17 protein-coding genes, 1 tRNA gene and 2 pseudogenes are annotated in these 16,355 nt (G+C 59.6%); 11 read left to right on the forward strand and 9 right to left on the reverse strand.

The window, feature by feature from the left end:
• Nucleotides 1-8: 8 nt before the first annotated feature.
• The gene (gene hspQ / locus OOT33_RS02115) at nucleotides 9-392 is read right to left on the reverse strand and encodes a heat shock protein HspQ (protein ID WP_307748327.1); all 384 of its coding nucleotides are present in this window, start codon (nucleotides 390-392) and stop codon (nucleotides 9-11) included.
• Between the two features lie 255 nt (nucleotides 393-647).
• Between hspQ and OOT33_RS02120 the strand changes: the two genes are divergently transcribed.
• The 5 genes from OOT33_RS02120 to OOT33_RS02140 all read left to right on the forward strand — a co-directional run bounded on the left by OOT33_RS02120 (nucleotide 648) and on the right by OOT33_RS02140 (nucleotide 3,537).
• Nucleotides 648-737: transfer RNA gene (locus OOT33_RS02120), tRNA-Ser, on the forward strand.
• Between the two features lie 167 nt (nucleotides 738-904).
• The gene (locus tag OOT33_RS02125; protein WP_307748328.1) at nucleotides 905-2,185 is read left to right on the forward strand and encodes an integrase arm-type DNA-binding domain-containing protein; all 1,281 of its coding nucleotides are present in this window, start codon (nucleotides 905-907) and stop codon (nucleotides 2,183-2,185) included.
• Nucleotides 2,119-2,844 carry a hypothetical protein gene (locus OOT33_RS02130; protein ID WP_307748329.1) on the forward strand — a complete coding sequence of 242 codons (726 nt, stop codon included), beginning with the start codon at nucleotides 2,119-2,121 and terminating at the stop codon, nucleotides 2,842-2,844. The genes OOT33_RS02125 and OOT33_RS02130 overlap by 67 nt, the downstream gene beginning before the upstream one ends.
• Nucleotides 2,845-2,920: 76 nt before the next feature.
• On the forward strand, nucleotides 2,921-3,151 hold the full coding sequence (locus OOT33_RS02135; RefSeq protein WP_307748330.1) for an AlpA family phage regulatory protein: 231 nt from the start codon (nucleotides 2,921-2,923) through the stop codon (nucleotides 3,149-3,151).
• Nucleotides 3,151-3,537 (forward strand): hypothetical protein, encoded by a 387-nt coding sequence (locus OOT33_RS02140; protein ID WP_307748331.1) that lies wholly within the window; start codon nucleotides 3,151-3,153, stop codon nucleotides 3,535-3,537. The genes OOT33_RS02135 and OOT33_RS02140 overlap by 1 nt, the downstream gene beginning before the upstream one ends.
• A 103-nt stretch (nucleotides 3,538-3,640) precedes the next feature.
• Here OOT33_RS02140 and istB read toward each other — a convergent pair whose 3' ends face one another.
• Together istB and istA are read right to left on the reverse strand one after the other, a co-directional pair.
• Nucleotides 3,641-4,369: an IS21-like element helper ATPase IstB gene (istB, locus tag OOT33_RS02145; RefSeq protein ID WP_011950403.1), complete on the reverse strand. Its 729-nt coding sequence runs from the start codon at nucleotides 4,367-4,369 to the stop codon at nucleotides 3,641-3,643.
• The gene (gene istA, locus OOT33_RS02150) at nucleotides 4,356-5,870 is read right to left on the reverse strand and encodes an IS21 family transposase (protein ID WP_041378971.1); all 1,515 of its coding nucleotides are present in this window, start codon (nucleotides 5,868-5,870) and stop codon (nucleotides 4,356-4,358) included. Before istA ends, istB begins: the two co-directional genes overlap by 14 nt.
• Nucleotides 5,871-6,149: 279 nt before the next feature.
• On the opposite strand from istA, the gene OOT33_RS02155 reads away from it, so the two are divergent.
• Both OOT33_RS02155 and OOT33_RS02160 read left to right on the forward strand, forming a co-directional pair.
• A complete protein-coding gene (locus tag OOT33_RS02155; protein ID WP_307748334.1) occupies nucleotides 6,150-7,199 on the forward strand; it encodes a tyrosine-type recombinase/integrase in 1,050 nt (349 codons plus the stop codon).
• 23 nt (nucleotides 7,200-7,222) lie between these two features.
• On the forward strand, nucleotides 7,223-7,783 hold the full coding sequence (locus OOT33_RS02160) for a hypothetical protein (protein WP_307748335.1): 561 nt from the start codon (nucleotides 7,223-7,225) through the stop codon (nucleotides 7,781-7,783).
• A gap of 672 nt (nucleotides 7,784-8,455) precedes the next feature.
• Here the strand turns inward: OOT33_RS02160 and OOT33_RS02165 are convergent.
• Nucleotides 8,456-9,193: pseudogene (locus tag OOT33_RS02165) on the reverse strand (IS3 family transposase); the annotation flags it as partial.
• Here OOT33_RS02165 and OOT33_RS02170 point away from each other — a divergent pair.
• Nucleotides 9,122-9,394 (forward strand): helix-turn-helix domain-containing protein, encoded by a 273-nt coding sequence (locus tag OOT33_RS02170; protein ID WP_307748336.1) that lies wholly within the window; start codon nucleotides 9,122-9,124, stop codon nucleotides 9,392-9,394. The pseudogene OOT33_RS02165 and the gene OOT33_RS02170 overlap by 72 nt on opposite strands.
• A 136-nt stretch (nucleotides 9,395-9,530) precedes the next feature.
• Here the strand turns inward: OOT33_RS02170 and OOT33_RS02175 are convergent.
• The 4 genes and pseudogenes from OOT33_RS02175 to tnpB all read right to left on the reverse strand — a co-directional run.
• Nucleotides 9,531-9,761: pseudogene (locus tag OOT33_RS02175) on the reverse strand (toxin-activating lysine-acyltransferase); the annotation flags it as partial.
• 93 nt (nucleotides 9,762-9,854) lie between these two features.
• Nucleotides 9,855-10,463: a plasmid pRiA4b ORF-3 family protein gene (locus tag OOT33_RS02180; protein WP_307748337.1), complete on the reverse strand. Its 609-nt coding sequence runs from the start codon at nucleotides 10,461-10,463 to the stop codon at nucleotides 9,855-9,857.
• The gene (locus OOT33_RS02185) at nucleotides 10,460-12,022 is read right to left on the reverse strand and encodes an IS66 family transposase (protein ID WP_373690480.1); all 1,563 of its coding nucleotides are present in this window, start codon (nucleotides 12,020-12,022) and stop codon (nucleotides 10,460-10,462) included. Before OOT33_RS02185 ends, OOT33_RS02180 begins: the two co-directional genes overlap by 4 nt.
• Before the next feature lie 62 nt (nucleotides 12,023-12,084).
• Nucleotides 12,085-12,402 carry an IS66 family insertion sequence element accessory protein TnpB gene (gene tnpB, locus OOT33_RS02190; protein WP_307748338.1) on the reverse strand — a complete coding sequence of 106 codons (318 nt, stop codon included), beginning with the start codon at nucleotides 12,400-12,402 and terminating at the stop codon, nucleotides 12,085-12,087.
• Nucleotides 12,403-12,548: 146 nt separating this feature from the next.
• Between tnpB and OOT33_RS02195 the strand changes: the two genes are divergently transcribed.
• The 3 genes from OOT33_RS02195 to OOT33_RS02205 are packed head-to-tail and all read left to right on the forward strand — an operon-like array spanning nucleotide 12,549 to nucleotide 15,672.
• Complete coding sequence (locus OOT33_RS02195) at nucleotides 12,549-13,778, forward strand: tyrosine-type recombinase/integrase (protein ID WP_307748339.1); 1,230 nt, start codon at nucleotides 12,549-12,551, stop codon at nucleotides 13,776-13,778.
• Nucleotides 13,772-14,686: a tyrosine-type recombinase/integrase gene (locus OOT33_RS02200; protein WP_307748340.1), complete on the forward strand. Its 915-nt coding sequence runs from the start codon at nucleotides 13,772-13,774 to the stop codon at nucleotides 14,684-14,686. The genes OOT33_RS02195 and OOT33_RS02200 overlap by 7 nt, the downstream gene beginning before the upstream one ends.
• Nucleotides 14,683-15,672, forward strand: coding sequence for a tyrosine-type recombinase/integrase (locus tag OOT33_RS02205; protein WP_307748341.1), 990 nt, complete (start codon nucleotides 14,683-14,685; stop codon nucleotides 15,670-15,672). The genes OOT33_RS02200 and OOT33_RS02205 overlap by 4 nt, the downstream gene beginning before the upstream one ends.
• A 149-nt stretch (nucleotides 15,673-15,821) precedes the next feature.
• Here the strand turns inward: OOT33_RS02205 and OOT33_RS02210 are convergent, their stop codons facing one another.
• Nucleotides 15,822-16,214, reverse strand: coding sequence for a transposase (locus OOT33_RS02210; protein WP_307748342.1), 393 nt, complete (start codon nucleotides 16,212-16,214; stop codon nucleotides 15,822-15,824).
• Nucleotides 16,215-16,355 lie beyond the last annotated feature (141 nt).

A 16,355-nucleotide genomic window follows, 5' to 3' on the forward strand; every position in this document is an offset into this window, starting at 1 on the left:
AGGTGCGGCTAGTGCCGATACCGCGGACGCAGCGTGTACTTGCCGTCCTGATAGGTGCCGAACAGCCCAGAGATCGCGGGATGCTCTACCGGCTCGTCGCTATCATCCGCCACCAGATTTTGCTGGCTGACATAGGCGATATAGCTGCCCTCGTTATTCTCCGCGAGCAGATGATAGAATGGCTGGTCCTTCGCGGGGCGCATACCCTCCGGGATCGCCTCGTACCATTCGTCGCTATTGGCGAATACCGGATCGATATCGAACACCACGCCGCGAAAGCCGAACATCCGGTGCTGCACCACATCGCCAATGCTAAAGCGCGCGTGGGCAACAGACGGGGCGGGGAGGGGGCGGGCGGCGCCCATCGCAAAATGGCTGAATGTCCGTTCCATACAGCCAATGTAGGCATTGCCGCGCAGCATACAAGGCAATTCGGGTTGCGAGACGCGGAGTGGGTGACGCGCGGCGCGGACGCGGGCCCTTAGACCCGCCGGAGCCGGGGGGGCGGGGGGATAAGAAAAAGTGCGGCGTGCGGCTTGGCAAATACGCCGCGCTCGGTTAAGTGCCGCCGCTCGACCCGCTATGGATGATGGCGGGACAGGCGGACGAGGGCGCGCTTTTGCTCCTCCCTCCGCCCGCCCCGGCCCGGAGAGGTGGCAGAGTGGTCGAATGCGCCGCACTCGAAATGCGGTTTACGGGCAACCGTAACGTGGGTTCGAATCCCACCCTCTCCGCCAGTTTCCTGTCAGCATAAGTCCGAAGGTGTCAATAAGACACTTACAAATGACGCGATTTTGCGGTAAAATATCCCCATCAATGTATCGCGCAGTCTGCGGTCTTCTTCCCCAAGCTCATTCATGTGGGGGCATCGTTGCGGCACTGGTAGCGGAATCTGGGGGCATGGATGCTGACCGAACTCAAAGTGAAGGCCGCTAAAGCAGCGGAGCGGGATTACAAGCTGAGCGATGATCGCGGGCTTTACCTCTATGTGACCACCAAAGGCTATAAAAGCTGGCGCCTCAAATATCGCTTCAAAGGTAAGGAAGGCAGGCTGGTGTTCGGACCATGGCCAGAGGTGTCGTTGTCAGAGGCCCGCGACAAGCGAGATCATGCACGGCGGGAACTGCGTGAAGGCCGTGATCCAGCTATCGCACAGAGGAAACGCAAACTTTTGGGCGACGCCGGAGATGATTCATTCGAGAACGTTGCGCGCCGTTGGCACGAAACGCAGAAGGATCGCTGGGCACCTATCCACGCCGATGACGTGATCCGCAGTCTTGAACGAGACATCTTTCCGCAGCTTGGAAAGCTTCCAGTTGGCGAGATAGACGTGCCCACAACTCTGGCAGTTCTTCGTGAGGTGGAGAACCGAGGGTCTCTTGAGACAGCCAAACGGCTGCGCCAGCGTATGTCGGCGGTTTTTTCGTTCGGGATCGCTGAGGGCATTTGCGAGAATGATCCGGCTGCCGTCGTCACTAAAGCGTTGAAGCCGGTCAACAAGAAGAAGCGACAACCCGCACTCACCGATCTTGAACAATTGCAGGGGCTGCTTGTCAAAGCAGAAGAGTCTGGCGCCAGCCCGGTAACGAAGCTGGCTTCTCGTCTATTGGCACTTACCGCCGTGCGCCCGGGCGTTGTTCGAGGTATGTCATGGGGAGAAATCGAAGGTGTCGACTTGGATGGTGATCCGTTCGACTATCCTGATGACGCGGTATGGCGCATCCCCGCGCAGCGCATGAAATTGGTGCTTGATCGAAAGGACGATGAGGCTTTTGAGCTTATTGTTCCTCTATCTCGCCAGGCCATAGAGGTTCTCCATGCAATGAGGCCGCTGACAAAGCGTGCTAGATATATTTTTCCTGGTGTTCGCCATGGCCATCGCTCGATCAGCGAGAATGCAATCGGCTATTTGTACAATCGTGTCGGTTATCATGGGCGGCATGTCCCTCACGGATGGCGTGCTGCATTCTCGACCATCATGAACGAGAAGGCTGAACGGGAAGGTCGTGCATCAGACCGGGCCGTCATTGATCTCATGCTTGCCCATGTTCCTCCCAACATCGAAGGTCGCTATAACAGGGCTGCCTATATGGAACGCCGTCGCGAACTGGCGCAGGAATGGGCCAGCCTCTTGTGCAAGCCTTTGATTGCGCCGGCCGAGCTGTTAAAGTTGCCCAGGCGATGAGCGAGCGACAACGCCTTGGATTTACAGGGATCATTGAAAGGGTCCCCGTTAGGTTGAGTCCCGACCAGCGTTGTTTTGTTAAGGGTACTGTCTCAGCGGAAGGCATACCGAATTTCGATTTGGGCCGCTTCGTGACGCTATATGAAGACGCGATCGCCCTTTATCTTGGAACTCGCCAACTGAATCAGGCATGCTCTCCTCGGTCAATTCGCTCAAATCTTGAAAATGCTCTGAGGGTTATCGTTGCCGGACAAGAAACCAACCTCGACGTGCTGGATGGTATTAGCAGGCAGCTGGTACAGGTTCACCTCGCAAAGACTTCACCTGGGCCGGACCGACTTAGGAAGGCAGTGGAAAGCGCCGCCAAGCATGCTCAAATCCATCTTTCGCGCAAAGGTAGAAATCCCGAGCCAGAACGTTATTATCTGGTTGCGGCAATTGATCGGGCGTTGACCGACTGTGGCGCACCCGGATCGCGACCTACGAGAGTGGGAGGATATTTTGAGCGGCTCATCTCTTTTGCGTTTGATGTTGCGGGGGTAGGGCGTTCAAGGGGTGAAGGCAGTCGCTATTCGCTGGTCAGCAAAGCGATGGCTCAGCAGATCGTTTTTGAGGAACCCGGTATTATCAGATATGAATCTCCGGGTATAACCAACTAAATTCAATTAAAAATATCCGACTCTCCCAATCTCCTGCCAGCTCCTGACGTCGCAATTTGACTCAAGGAGATTTTCTGTGAACTTTCTGAAGATGAAGGAGCTGCGTGAGCGCGGCTGGCGCCAATCGCGCGCTACGACCTATCGCGATATTTCCGAGGGGACATTCCCCAAGCCCATCAAGATCGGTGCAGCCTCATACTGGGGTGACAGCGAGGTCGACCGCGTGATTGCAGCCTATACTCGCGGTGCTTCCGAGGTGGAACTGAAGGACGTTGTTGCTCAGATCCATGCCGAGAGGCTGAGCTAATGGCGCGCTATCACAATCCGCGCCGCATCAAGAGCCATCGCTCCTATACCCGCAAAGAGATAGCAGAGCTTTTTGATGTGTCCCTCCTCACCGTACACAAATGGCGCCATGAGGGACTTGAGCCAGATAATGATGGCAAGCCGGAGATATTCTCCCCCGCGACATTGAGCGCGTTCATCGAGAACCGCAACAGACCGCATGTGCCGCTTCAGCCAGGAAAGTTTTTCTGCGTCTGCTGCAAGAAGAGCGTCCGCGCTGAAGGCAACACGGCTGATTTCGTTCCGCTGAACGAAAAGGTCGGCGATCTTCAGGTGTCAATCGGCGTGCAAACGGGACCCCCTATCGGCGCGCAAAAGGGACCCCCTTTCACGATGGCGCAAGGTTGATCGGACACGCGCCTTTGCGCTGCGCGCGGCGTAGGGAGGGCGGAGCCCGACCGGAGGCGCGCGCAGCGCAAAGCATCTTTTAATCGGAGGTCGGTGGGGGCGATCAGCTGCGGTTTTTGAAGCGCCAGCTGTCATTGCCGGTCTCGACGATGTCGCAATGGTGGGTGACGCGATCAAGGAGCGCGGTGGTCATCTTGGGATCGCCGAACACGGTGGGCCATTCGCCGAACGCGAGGTTGGTGGTGATGATGACGCTGGTCTGCTCGTAGAGCTTGCTGATCAGGTGGAACAGCAACTGGCCGCCCGAGCGGGCGAACGGCAGATATCCCAGTTCGTCGAGCACGATCAGGTCGAGGCGGGATAGCTGGGCGGCGAGAGCGCCGCTCTTGCCGATCCTGGCCTCCTCTTCGAGGCGGGTCACCAGATCGACGGTGTTGAAGTAGCGGCCTCGCGCACCCGAGCGAACGACATTGGCGGCGATGGCGATGGCCAGGTGGGTTTTGCCGGTGCCCGTGCCGCCGACCAGGACGATGTTGCGCCGAGCGGGCAGGAACGCGCCACTGTGCAGCGAACGCACCAGCCCCTCGTTGATCGGCGTGCCCTCGAACCGGAACGCATCGATATCCTTCACGACCGGCAGCCGGGCGGCCGCCATCCGGTATCGGATCGAGGCAGCATGGCGATGTGTTGCTTCCGCGCGCAGAAGGTCGGTCAGTATCTCCATCGTGGTGCGCTGGCGCTGAAGGCCGGTGGTGACCGCATCGTCGAACGCGCCCGCCATGCCCTTGAGCCCAAGCCCGCGCATCGCCTCGATCATGTCATGCCGCTGCATCGAAGGTCCTCAGCTGGTCGTAACGGGCGCAGTCGGCGATCGGCGGATGGCGCAAGGCGCTGTCTTCGGAGGTGATGATGGTGAGCGGTCGCGGCGGTTCGCGGCGCCGCGCCAGGATGTTGAGGATCAGGTCGTCGCTCGCCGTGCCGGTCGCCAATGCCTCGCGGACGGCCGCTTCGACCGGCTCCAGACCATCGGTCAGCACGGCCGACAGCACACGGACGAACCGGCGGTCGGCATCGTCGCCATTGCCAAGCTTGCGGCGCAGGCGCGCCAGCGCCGGCGGCAGATCCCAGTCCTGGAAGGGCGCGCCGTTCCGCAGCGCTCCGGGCTTGCGGGCCAGTACCGGCAGATAATGCCAGGGGTCATAGATCGTGCGGTTGCGCCCGAAGTAGCGGGGATGCTCGGCGACAACCTCCTCGCCGCAGCGCACGACAATGCGGTCGGCATAGGCCCGGACCTGCACCGTCCGCCGCGCCACCGTCGAGAGAACCGAGTAGCGGTTGCGATCGAAGCTGATCAGGCAGGTGCCCGTCACCGCATGCTCGCTCTCGTTAAAGCCGTCGAACGGTCCCAGCATCGGCTGCAGTGCCGATCGCTCGATCTCCAGCGCCTGCGCCACGGTCAGCTCGCCCTGTTCCGGGTGTGCCTGTCGTTCCGCCCAGCGCTGGCACTCGGCCTCCAGCCAGCCATTGAGCTCGTCGAGGCTGGCGAACCGCAACCGGGGTTGGAAGAAGCGGCCCCGGATCGTCTGCACCTGGTTCTCGACCTGGCCCTTCTCCCATCCCGCCGCCGGCGAGCAGGCGGTGGGCTCGACCATATAATGGTCGGTCATGATCAGGAACCGCCGGTTGAAGACCCGCTCCTTCCCCGTGAACACGCTCGTCACCGCCGTCTTCATATTATCGTAGATGCCGCGGCCCGGCACGCCGCCGAAGAAAGCAAAGCCGCGCGCATGCGCGTCGAACAGCATCTCCTGACTCTCGCGCGGATAGGCCCGGACATAGACCGCCCGCGATGCACACAGCCGCATATGCGCAACCTTCACGCGCATCGGCTTGCCGGCGATCTCCACATCCTCATGGCTCCAGTCGAACTGGTAGGCCTCGCCCGGCTTGAACATCAGCGGGATGAAGGCGGTGACACCATCGCCGGCATCCTTGCGCCGGTCGGCCTTCCAGCGCGCCGCGTAGCGCCGAACGGCATCGTAGGAACCCTCAAAACCTTCGCGCTCCAGCAGATCATGTATCCGCGTCATCCGCAGTCGCTCGCGCCTGCCGCGCACCTCGTTCTCTTCCAGCAGTGTGTTCAGGCGATCCTGAAACGGCCCGATCCTAGGCAGTGGCTGAACCTTGCGCTGATAGTCGAATGCGCCTTCCGGCGCCCGGATCGCCTTGCGGATCACCTTCCGCGACACATGCAAATCCCGCGCGATCGCCTTGATCGCCTTGCCGCCGGCATACTCGCGCCGAATCCGAACCACTGTCTCCAAAATCAACATCCCGATCTCGCCGCCTGAAAATCCAGCCGGCTGCTTAAACCATCGAAATGAGGGGTCCCTTTTAGACGCCGATCACCCCGCTAACGGGGTCCTTTTTGCACGCCGATCCACAATCTTCAGGGCGATTGCGAGACCTGCGGGCGCCGCCTCTTCCGCCGCACTCGTACGGCAGAGATCGCCGAGAAAGCGGGCGAGCTCATCGTCGTCATGAAGACGGCGAAGCACCTGTAGGCGAATCTCGTCATCCTCCACCAATCTTAACTTTGAAAGCTATTCTCTATGAACCCCAAGGACCGTTCCAATTTCTGTGCTGCAAATGCGCTGATCATCAGGCAGTATGAGCACTTCTTGCGCGAGGCGCAGGGGCTTGCAGAAACGACTATTGTACTCAATCTGCGCGCGATCGCCGATTACGAGAAGTTCACCAGTCACGCCAACTTCAAGAGTTTCAGCGCTGACAATGCGGTCGCCTATAAGCGCGGCCTTCTGAAAAAGGGCGGCCGTCATGCCGCAGAGAAATCGAGCCGTGCCACTGTCTACTCAAAGCTCCGCGCCGTTGAACGCTTTTTCCGCTGGCTCTCCGATAAGCCGACCTACAAGTCACGCATCCAAATTAGTGATACGGCATACTTCCGCCTTTCTAACCGCGATGTCGCGCTGACTCGCGGTCACACCTTCAAGGACGCCGCCTCTCTCGAGCAGTTGCGCCATGTCATCTCGCTAATGCCGAGTTCCAGCGCGATCGAAAAACGCAACCGCGCCTTGCTGGCATGCACTCTCCTGACAGGCGTACGCATAAAGGCGCTTATCACCCTCAAGCTCAAGCACATGCGCGCTGACAATCTCGGTATCAATCAGGACGCTGAAGAGGTCGGCACCAAATTTGCGAAGACTATCCCTACGGCATTCTTTCCCGTGGGTGATGACATTCGCGCCATCCTACTGGATTATGTTCAGTTTCTGAAATCAGAGCTTCATTTCGGCAACAATGACCCGCTGTTCCCGAGTACCCGTAAAGAGGTGGGGGAAGATCGCATATTTCACTGGGTTGGTCTCACCCGCGAGCACTGGGAGACACCTGAACCAGTCCGCAGGATTTTCCGCGAGGCGTTCGCTGCTGCCAGTATTCCCTATTTCTCGCCCCATACGGTGCGCAACACACTCGTGCTGCTGGGGCAGGAGATTTGCGTGGGGCCAGCAGATTTCAAAGCCTGGTCACAGAATCTGGGCCACGAAAGTACACTCACAACCTTCAACTCTTATGGGCACCTCCCTGAGCGCCAGCAAATCTCTCTGATCCAATCTCTTGCTAACAAGAAAACGCGCTGACCGACGCGCGGAAGGAACAGGGAATGAGCGAAGAAATTGTCATCTCTCATGCGGGCATCATCAATTTGTGCTTGGATGCTGAAACGCTAATGCAGCTGGAGGTCGGCTCTATCTCAGCAGCAGAACTCATGGACAAAGGCGCTGCTGTCGAGCGAATATCGAGTATCGGGAAGTTGGCATGTCCCATCGTAAGCTGGCACGAATGTGAATTTGAGATTCTTGAGAACGGCGATGCGGTAAGCACCGTCAAATTTGTCGGCTATTTTGCATGTAATTTGATTGATCCGGACCACGTTCTTCAGGTGGTTTCGTGCCCGGATGAGATCGAAGGACAGGACGCATTCCACCCTCTTTCATGGAAAAAGGGCAAACTGGTCATCTATTATTCCCTTGCGGGTGCCACCATGAAAGACGCCCGCAAGGAGTTTGAGAGCGTCATCACCGCCTATCGGAAAAGCGTGGATCACCTCTGCCATCTCGTTCAGCTGTACAATTCGGCACTTCCTTATCTGGCGACCAAACTGATCGAACTCAGGGCTATGGTAGGAGTGCCTCCCAATGAGTATGGAAGAACGTTCCATTAGTTTGTAGCGGATGCGACAGTCGGCTTCGACATTTGACAGCACCTGCGCGTTGGTTGGACGGAAGAAATAAGTCGGTTTGGGCTGGGCGTCGCTCCAACCTATGTCACGTTACAACTGGAACCGTGCGGGCATCCTTGGCGAGCAACGACAATGACTTCAGTTGGCCGTGTCTGCGAAAACTGGTGTGGCGGGTGAGACAGCAACCGCATTGATCCTCTGATCAAGGCGTTTTTGGTGTTTCTTTCAGGCTTAACATAAATTGTGCCCCCTTCAGTGCCCTTCACTACACGGATAAATGCACTGCGACCTAGTCCACGGCGTAGCAGTTTCCGAGTAGCAAATTACAGACGAAAGATGAGTCAGGCAGCGATTGAATTTTCGTACCATGTTGCATTACGCCCGCGCGTCCGGCCCTCTAGCAGAATGCCAGCCATGAGAACATCGGGATTGGGCTACCGGCGGCCGTTCTCTTATCGTACCATCTACCAAGTTAATCATTGTGCCAGGCGCACCACCAGCGACATATGTTTGTGCTTCGGATTCGTAAGAAGAAGTAATCGCCAACAACGCTGTGAGCGCCAATGACAATGGTGACCTGATCATGGATTTCATTGGCCGACATATTGCCCGTTTTGAACCGCCCCGGGATTGCCGGAGGCCATTTGGTTTAAGTTACGCTGCCATGGGGACGTCGTCCAGCGTTGCGTAATAGCGATGCTCGGCTTCGGCGGGCGGGATGTTGCCGATGGGCGCGAGCAGCCGCCGGTTGTTGAACCAGTCGACCCATTCTAGCGTTGCGAACTCGACGGCTTCAAAGGATCGCCATGGTCCGCGCCGGTGGATCACCTCGGCCTTGTAAAGGCCATTGATCGTCTCGGCCAAGGCATTGTCATAACTGTCGCCGACGCTGCCGACCGATGGTTCGATGCCGGCCTCGGCAAGGCGCTCGGTGTATTTGATCGAGACATACTGGCTGCCGCGATCGCTGTGGTGGACGAGCCCGCCGCGATGAACTGGCCGCCGATCGTGCAAAGCCTGCTCCAGGGCATCGAGAACGAAGCTGGCATGCGCGGTCCTGCTGACCCGCCAGCCCACGATATAGCGCGCGTAGACGTCGATCACGAACGCGACATAAACGAAGCCACCCCAGGTCGAGACATAAGTGAAGTCCGAGACCCACAGCCGGTTGGGTGCCGGTGCGTGGAACTGGCGGTTGACGTGATCCAGTGGGCAAGGTGCGGCCTTGTCGCTGATCGTGGTGCGCACCGGCTTGCCACGGATCACCCCTGCCAAGCCCAGATCGCGCATCAGCCGCTCCACCGTGCAGCGGGCAATGTCGTGCCCTTCGCGCTGCATCTGCCGCCAGACCTTGCGGACGCCGTAAACCGCGAAGTTCTCGGCGAACACGCGGGTATCCGCCAACGCCTCGCCGCCAATCTGCGCCGCCTCAGAAATGAGAAGGGCTGGAGCCAGGAGGACTATGCCGACCGCGCCGGGATCCACCGGACCTATGTCTCGGACATCGAGCGCGGTGCCCGCAATCCCACGATCACTGTGGTCGAGAAGCTCGCCAAGCCGTTCGCCATCACAGCTGGGTCGCTGCTCGACTAAGCATCATGCGCGATGGCAGTAGAACGCCGCTTGGCGCGAAGCAGCACCGCGCAAGGCGCATGTGCGCTGCGGCGAATGCTTCACGGAGAGGGGGCTATCGAAATTTGCGGAGAGCTGTGTTCAGTATACCTGATCATTATAGCGTCTGTGCGTTAGCAGCAGCCTCGACCGCTGCCTTCAATTTCTCTCCAGCATCTGCTGTTACGGTTTGCACCGTGCACTTGCCGGTATTGGGATCGGTCTGGTGAAACCGGAACTCTTTGCCGTTCAAGGGTCCGGTGATGAGGTCCGCGATCATGATTTCGCGCTGCTTGTTTTCTGCATCGGCAAACGGTGCGATAAGATCGACGAGCCAGATCTGATCGCCATTGGTCCATTCCTATAGAGTGAGGCGGTTTTCCGGCTAGATCTTGCTCTGGGTTGGAGCATCATCCGTAAGCGTGGCGAGGACGCCGCCTTGTCAGCGTGATTTTTTGGCCTGAGCGGCTTTGCCGGCGGCGCGGCGTTTGGCGATAGCGCCGATCCTGAGCTTTGCACCGCGTTCGTCGATTTCGTCGGGATCGAAAGGTTTCCCGTAGCAGCCCTGATGCCATTCGGTGGCATCCTCGTGCTCGGGGTGACTGGGATCGGTGACGGCTTCAAGGAAGGCTTCGAAGCCGGGCGTACCGCCGCAGTCCTCGGGCGGGGCGCGATGCTCGCCCTCGACATAGCGCGGATATTTGGTTCCGGCTTCGCTATCCTCGAGCGCTTCGAGCGTGACGATATGGTCCCAGTTGTCGCCCATGTCGTAAGTATAGAGGATCTGGCGAACACCCCGGTCGATTAGGGTTTTGAGCTTCGCATTTTTGGCCGCGGACAGCGCGTCGTCAGGCCAGTCCGGATCGGGAAGGCCGTATCGCCTGTCGCCCGCTTCGAACTCCCACAGGTGATAGTCGAGCCAGCCCATTGCGCCCTGGATGACATCGTGCAGCATCTTGAGGTTGGCATCGACCGGAACCTCGACCCGCCGCCAGATCGAGGGATCTGTATCGACAAGCGCGATGTGCAGGCGGGCGATGGTCTCGGTCATGCCGCCCTTCTAACTGCAATGGGGCTGACAGGCACGGGGTCTGCGGTCCAGTTCCAGGGCATGAGCTCATCCCATCGCGAGGCGGGCCAACCGCTGGCGATCTTCTCGATCACATCGGCGATATAGGCTTGCGGCTCGATACCATTGAGCTTGCATGTCTCGATAACGGAATAGATCGCGGCAGCGCGCTCCCCGCCCGCCTTCGAACCGGCGAACAGCCAGTTCTTGCGGCCGATGGCGACACTGCGCATGGCGCGCTCGGCGATATTGTTATCGATCTCGGCGCTTCCCTCATCGAGAAAGCAGGTAAGCGCGTGCCAGCGCTTGCGGCCATAGACGAGCGCCTTTGCCATCGCCGACTTGGGAGACAGGCGGTGCAGGGCATCGTCAATGGCAGCGCGAAGCGCGTCAATTTGCGGCTTGCTCCGTTCCTGACGACATCGTCGGCGCACATCTGGGGGCTCGCCCCGTATCTCCGCCTCGATTTTATAAAGCCCGGCGATCCGATCGAGCAGGTCGGTGGTCAGCGGTGTTGGATGGCCCAAGTGGTTCTCGAATATCTTGCGCCGGAAATGCGCCCAGCAGGCGACTTCGCGGATCCGGCCATTGGCATAGAGCTTCTCATATCCGGCATAGCCATCGGCTTGGAGCAGGCCGGTAAAACCCTTGAGCTCGGTCTGCGGATGGATACCGCTGCGATCTGATGTGAACCGGTACCAGACCAGCGCCGGTCGGCTCGCGCCCGATGCACGGTCGTCGATAACATAGGTCCAGAGCCTCGCCTGCGCGGTCTTGCCTTTGCCCGGCACCAGCATTGGCACCGGCGTATCGTCGGTATGGAGCTTGCTGGCCTTGAGACCCTCCTCGCGAATGCGGCTGACGATCGGATCGAGCAGCGCGGCTGCCTGTCCTGCCCAACCGGCCAGCGTGGATCGGTCGATCTCGATGCCCTGTGCGGCCATCATCTCGGCCTGGCGGTAGAGCGGCAGATGATGATCGAACTTGTTCACGACAATATGGGCGAGCGTCGCGAAACTGGCCTTGCCCCGGGCAATAGCCTTCACCGGCGCAGGTGCCTGCACAATCTTCTCGCACGAGCGGCAAGTGTAGTTGGGGCGCACGGTGCGAATGACGCGCCACTGCACCGGCGCTACGTCGAGCATCTCGTCGCTGGCCTGTGCAAGCGGACGCAGCGCGCCGCCGCAATCGGGACAGGTGCAGTTGCCCGTCTCCGGTTCGATCCGGCGTTCGATGCGTGGCAGATGGTCCGGCAGGCGGCGTACCGGTGCGGCGCGAACGGGCTGGACAGCATCAGGCTGGTCTGCTGCATCTTTGCCGGTATCGGCGATCTCGGCTTCGCTTTCCAGTTCCTCAAGTGTCAGCTCGAGCTGTCCGATCTGGGTAATCAGCTTCTCCGAGGACTGCCCGAAACTCATCCGCTTGAGCTGGGCAAGCTGGAGGCGCAGCGTCTCGATCAGGGTGTCACGGGCTGCCAGAGCAGCTTCCAGCTCGGCGATCCGGGCGTCTTTATCGATGCGGGAAATGGCTTGATCTGACACCCTGACCCATTAGCGAATCAGGGTGTCCAATGCCAGAAAAACCTGAGCAAACTGGTCACTTTTTACCCTGCCAGAAGGGGCATTACGGTCCGTTCCGGACGCCGCCAGTCGATGCCTTCCAGCAGCATTGAAAGCTGCGCCGATGTGAGGCTGACCTTGCCCGTCTGCGTCACTGGCCAGACGAACTTGCCCCGGTCCATCCGCTTGGAAAACAGGCACATGCCCTGGCCATCGTACCACAGCAGCTTGACCAGATCCCCGCGCTTGCCCCGAAAGGCGAACAGTGCCCCTGAATGCGGGTTCTTGTGCAATACTTGCTGCGCCAGTACCGCCAGACCATTAAAACCCTTGCGGTTATGTGGTGCACCACATAACCGCAACTATGCGGCGTCCATGATTATGCGGAGTAGATGGCGGAGACGGGCTGTTTTTGGCACATTTTCAGATGCTTGAGTGATCCGCAAACACGTTTCACTCCACATAACTATGCTCCTCGCGATGGTTCAACATCGTGAGGAGAGTAAATATGGATGCCAATAATCGTGATCGCTGGTTCCTCGATCCGGGGCCATTGTTGCCATGGATCGATAAGTTCGCGGCCGACCTTGCCGCTCAGAGATATACGTCGCTGACCATTGAAGGCTACACAGCTTCAGCGCGCCATTTCGCAACCTGGCTGGGTAGCGCAGGCATCCCGATCGATGCCATCGATGACAATGTTGTTCGCCGTTTTGCCGAACATCGGTGTCGGTGTCCCGGTGGGCGGCAATGGCAAAGCATCTCGTCCAACTATTGGCGCCGCGCCAAGCGGTTCTGCACCTTCCTCCAACGGGCTGGTGTCGCGCGAGCCCCCTTGAAGGTCGCTTCGCCACATCCTCTTCTTGACGACTACCAGAGCTGGTTACGCGTTCATCGGGGTCTGTCGGAGCGGACGATCACCCGCCATCGTCGCGATTTGCATAGATTGCTGCCAGCGTTTGGCACGGCGACCCACGACTATGACGCAACCCTCGTCCGTAAGGTTGTCCGCGAGTGGCGTGAGCGGACCGGTCCCGCCAACATGCGGACCATAACCAGTGCCTTGCGCAGCTATCTGCGTTTCCTTGCCGGTGCCGGGCTTTGCCGTCCCAACCTCGACCATGCCATCCCGACGGTTGTGCAATGGCGCCTTTCATCGTTGCCGCGCTACCTGTCCGCCGGAGACGTCGACCGCGTCATTGCTTCCTGCGATCAGCTCACCACGGGACGCTTGCGCAGCCGGGCGATCCTGCTCTTGTTATGGCGCCTCGCTCTCCGGGCCGGGGATGTCGCTGGGCTCAGACTCAGCGATCTCGACTGGCCGTCGGGTATGCTGCATCTCAGAGGCAAAGCACGCCGTGAGGTTCGATTGCCACTCCCGCAGGACGTCGGCGATGCCATTATAGCCTATATCGAGCAGGAACGCCCCCGCGTGGATCAAGCTGCAGTGTTTGTCACGATGGTCGCGCCCTACCGGTCATTCTCTCAGTCCAGCCACGTCTCCACTACCGTGGCACTGGCGCTGAAGCGGGCTGGTATTTCCGATCCGCCGTCGAGAGGAGCAAGCTTGCTGCGCCACTCCGCCGCAACTTCGATGCTGCGATCGGGCGCCACGCTCGAGGCCGTCGGCACGATGCTACGTCACCGTTCGCTCGATATGACCGCGCATTACGCCAAGGTTGATATTCCGATGTTGGAGCAGATTGCCCAGCCCTGGCCGGGAGAGCTGCAATGCTGAGTCAGCTCCTTGCCGATCATGCCGCGCTTCATTGCGCGCTGGGATTCAAATTCCGGACACCGGGCATCCTCCTGCGCAACTTTGTCAACTTCGCCGAGCTTCGCGGCGAGCATATCATCACGACGGGGTCCGTGCGCGAGTGGGCGCTGCAGGCACCATCGCCAGAGCAACGACGTAACCGTCTACTGACGGTGCGCCGCTTCGCGCTCGCACTGCATGCCGAAGATCCGCGTCATGAAGTGCCCGCGGCTGACCTTTTCGGCCGCGCCAGTCACAAGCGCCGCACACCTTATATCTACAGCCCAGGCGACATCAGGCGGCTGATCGACGCCGCGCATCACCTTGGCCCCAATGGTTCGATCCGACCGGTCACATACGCCACGCTGTTCGGGCTGATCGCGGCGACCGGCATGCGCATTTCGGAGGCGCTCGCCATCCGGCTGTCGGACGTGACCGGCGATGGGCTGATTATTGCCATGACCAAGTTCAAGAAGAGCAGGCTGCTGCCGCTCCATCCGACGACGAGGCGCGCTTTGGACGGGTATCTCGCCAACCGCCTGAAGGTACCGAGTCTAAGCGACGTACTCTTCATTTCGCATCAGGGTGCGCCGCTCGCCTATCCAACGGTGGTAACAGTATTCCTGCAGATTGCTCGATCGATCGGACTGCGCGGTGATCCAGGATTACGAGGAGCCCGGATCCACGATTTGCGCCACACATTCGCTGTTCGTTCCCTCGAGCGCTGTGCGCACGATGCCCAAGCAGTTGCCCGTCACATCACCGCCCTGAGCACCTATCTGGGCCATGCCCATGTGACCGATACGTATTGGTATCTCCAGGCAACGCCCGAGCTGATGGCGCACATGGCAGCGGCCGGCGAGGCTTTGCACCGGGGAGATTTGGCATGACCCAACTTGCCCCACATCTCACTGCATTCCTGCGCGGACACCTTCCTAACGAACGGCGTGCCAGCGTTCATACCTGCGATGCCTATGCCTACAGCTTTCAGCTGCTGGTGACATTTGCCGCGCAGCGATTGCGCAAACGACCCTGCCTGCTGCAGATCGAGGATATCGACGTGCCAATGATCCTTTCCTTCCTGCAACATGTCGAAGAGGTGCGCGGCAACAAGGCCCGTTCGCGTAACGCACGGTTGGCGGCCGTGAAGTCCTTCTTCCGCTATCTTGAGCATCGCGTGCCCGCCGTTCTCGACCAGGCTCTTCGGGTGCACTCCATTCCGATGAAGAAAATCGACGAGGCACTGGTCGCTTCGTTATCGCGCGCCGAAGTTCAAGCGCTGCTTGATGCTCCGGATCGGCGTACAATGTCCGGCATCCGCGATCGGGCCATGCTGCATCTGGCCTTTGCGGGCGGATTGCGCGTTTCTGAGCTTGTCGGTCTCGCCCTTAGCCAGTTCGACGGACGGTTGCCCGCCAGCATCCATATCATCGGCAAAGGGCGACGAGAGCGCGTGCTGCCGCTCTGGCAGGAGACCGCCGCCGCGATCCGTGCCTGGATCGCGGTCAGGCCGAAGGACAGCGACACGACGCTATTCCTGAACAACGCCGGCCGGGCGATGACGCGTGCCGGGTTTGAATATATCCTGGCAAAGCACGCCGCGGCGGCGGCGCATGTCGTGCCCTCGCTTGGCACCAAGCCGATATCACCTCATGTGCTGCGGCATAGCTGCGCGATGCACATGCTGCAGGCGACGCGCGACATCCGCAAGGTCGCACTGTGGCTCGGCCACGCCACCCTCCAAAGTACCGAGATTTACCTGCGCGCTGACCCGGCCGAAAAACTCGAGATGCTTGGCGCCCTCGCGCCGCTCGGCATCAAGCCGGGGAAATTCCGACCGCCGGACAAGTTGATCGCGATGCTCGCAACTGGATAGCGCTCGGTTATGTGGAGTCGAAAGCGCGGTGAAGACTGAAAAACCAGCCCGTCTCCGCCATCTACTCCGCATAATCATGGACGCCGCATAGTTGCGCATGTCGGTCGCACCGCAGGCAAGGTAAATGCGCGTCGAAGGAGATAGCGGGATCATCGGTCTAGTACGCCGATTACCCGTGCCAGCGCATCGGTATCGATCCCGGCGTCCACCGTCAGCTTCACACCCGAAGGAAGCTCGATCCCGATCTGGCCGGACGCCTGCGTGGGGGCTGAAATAACCGGAAGCGAAGACTCCGATACCTCGACCTCGGCAAATGACGGTAATGCCGTCCGCTTGGTCCCCGTCAACTCGCCCGACATCGCCAGGCGCCGCCAGGTATAAAGCTGCCCGCTGCCAATCTCATGCCGCTCGCAGGCGGTACGCACCGAGCCTTCGCAGCCAAACGCATCACGCAGGATCGCCAGCTTCTGCTCCACCGTCCAGCGCCGACGGCCCGACACGCGGTCAACAACCTCGATCCGAGTGGTCATACGATCACTCATATGACCACTCGTAGGACTACTTGTATCCTGATCGTCGAAATCGTCCATCATCACCGCTCCAAAAAGAACGGCAATCAGCCTATATCGACGCCATCATGCAAGGCGGCCTCCATGCCACGCTTACCATCATCCGTACTGCTC

This window comes from Sphingobium sp. DEHP117, assembly GCF_030867385.1.
Classification (GTDB): domain Bacteria; phylum Pseudomonadota; class Alphaproteobacteria; order Sphingomonadales; family Sphingomonadaceae; genus Sphingobium.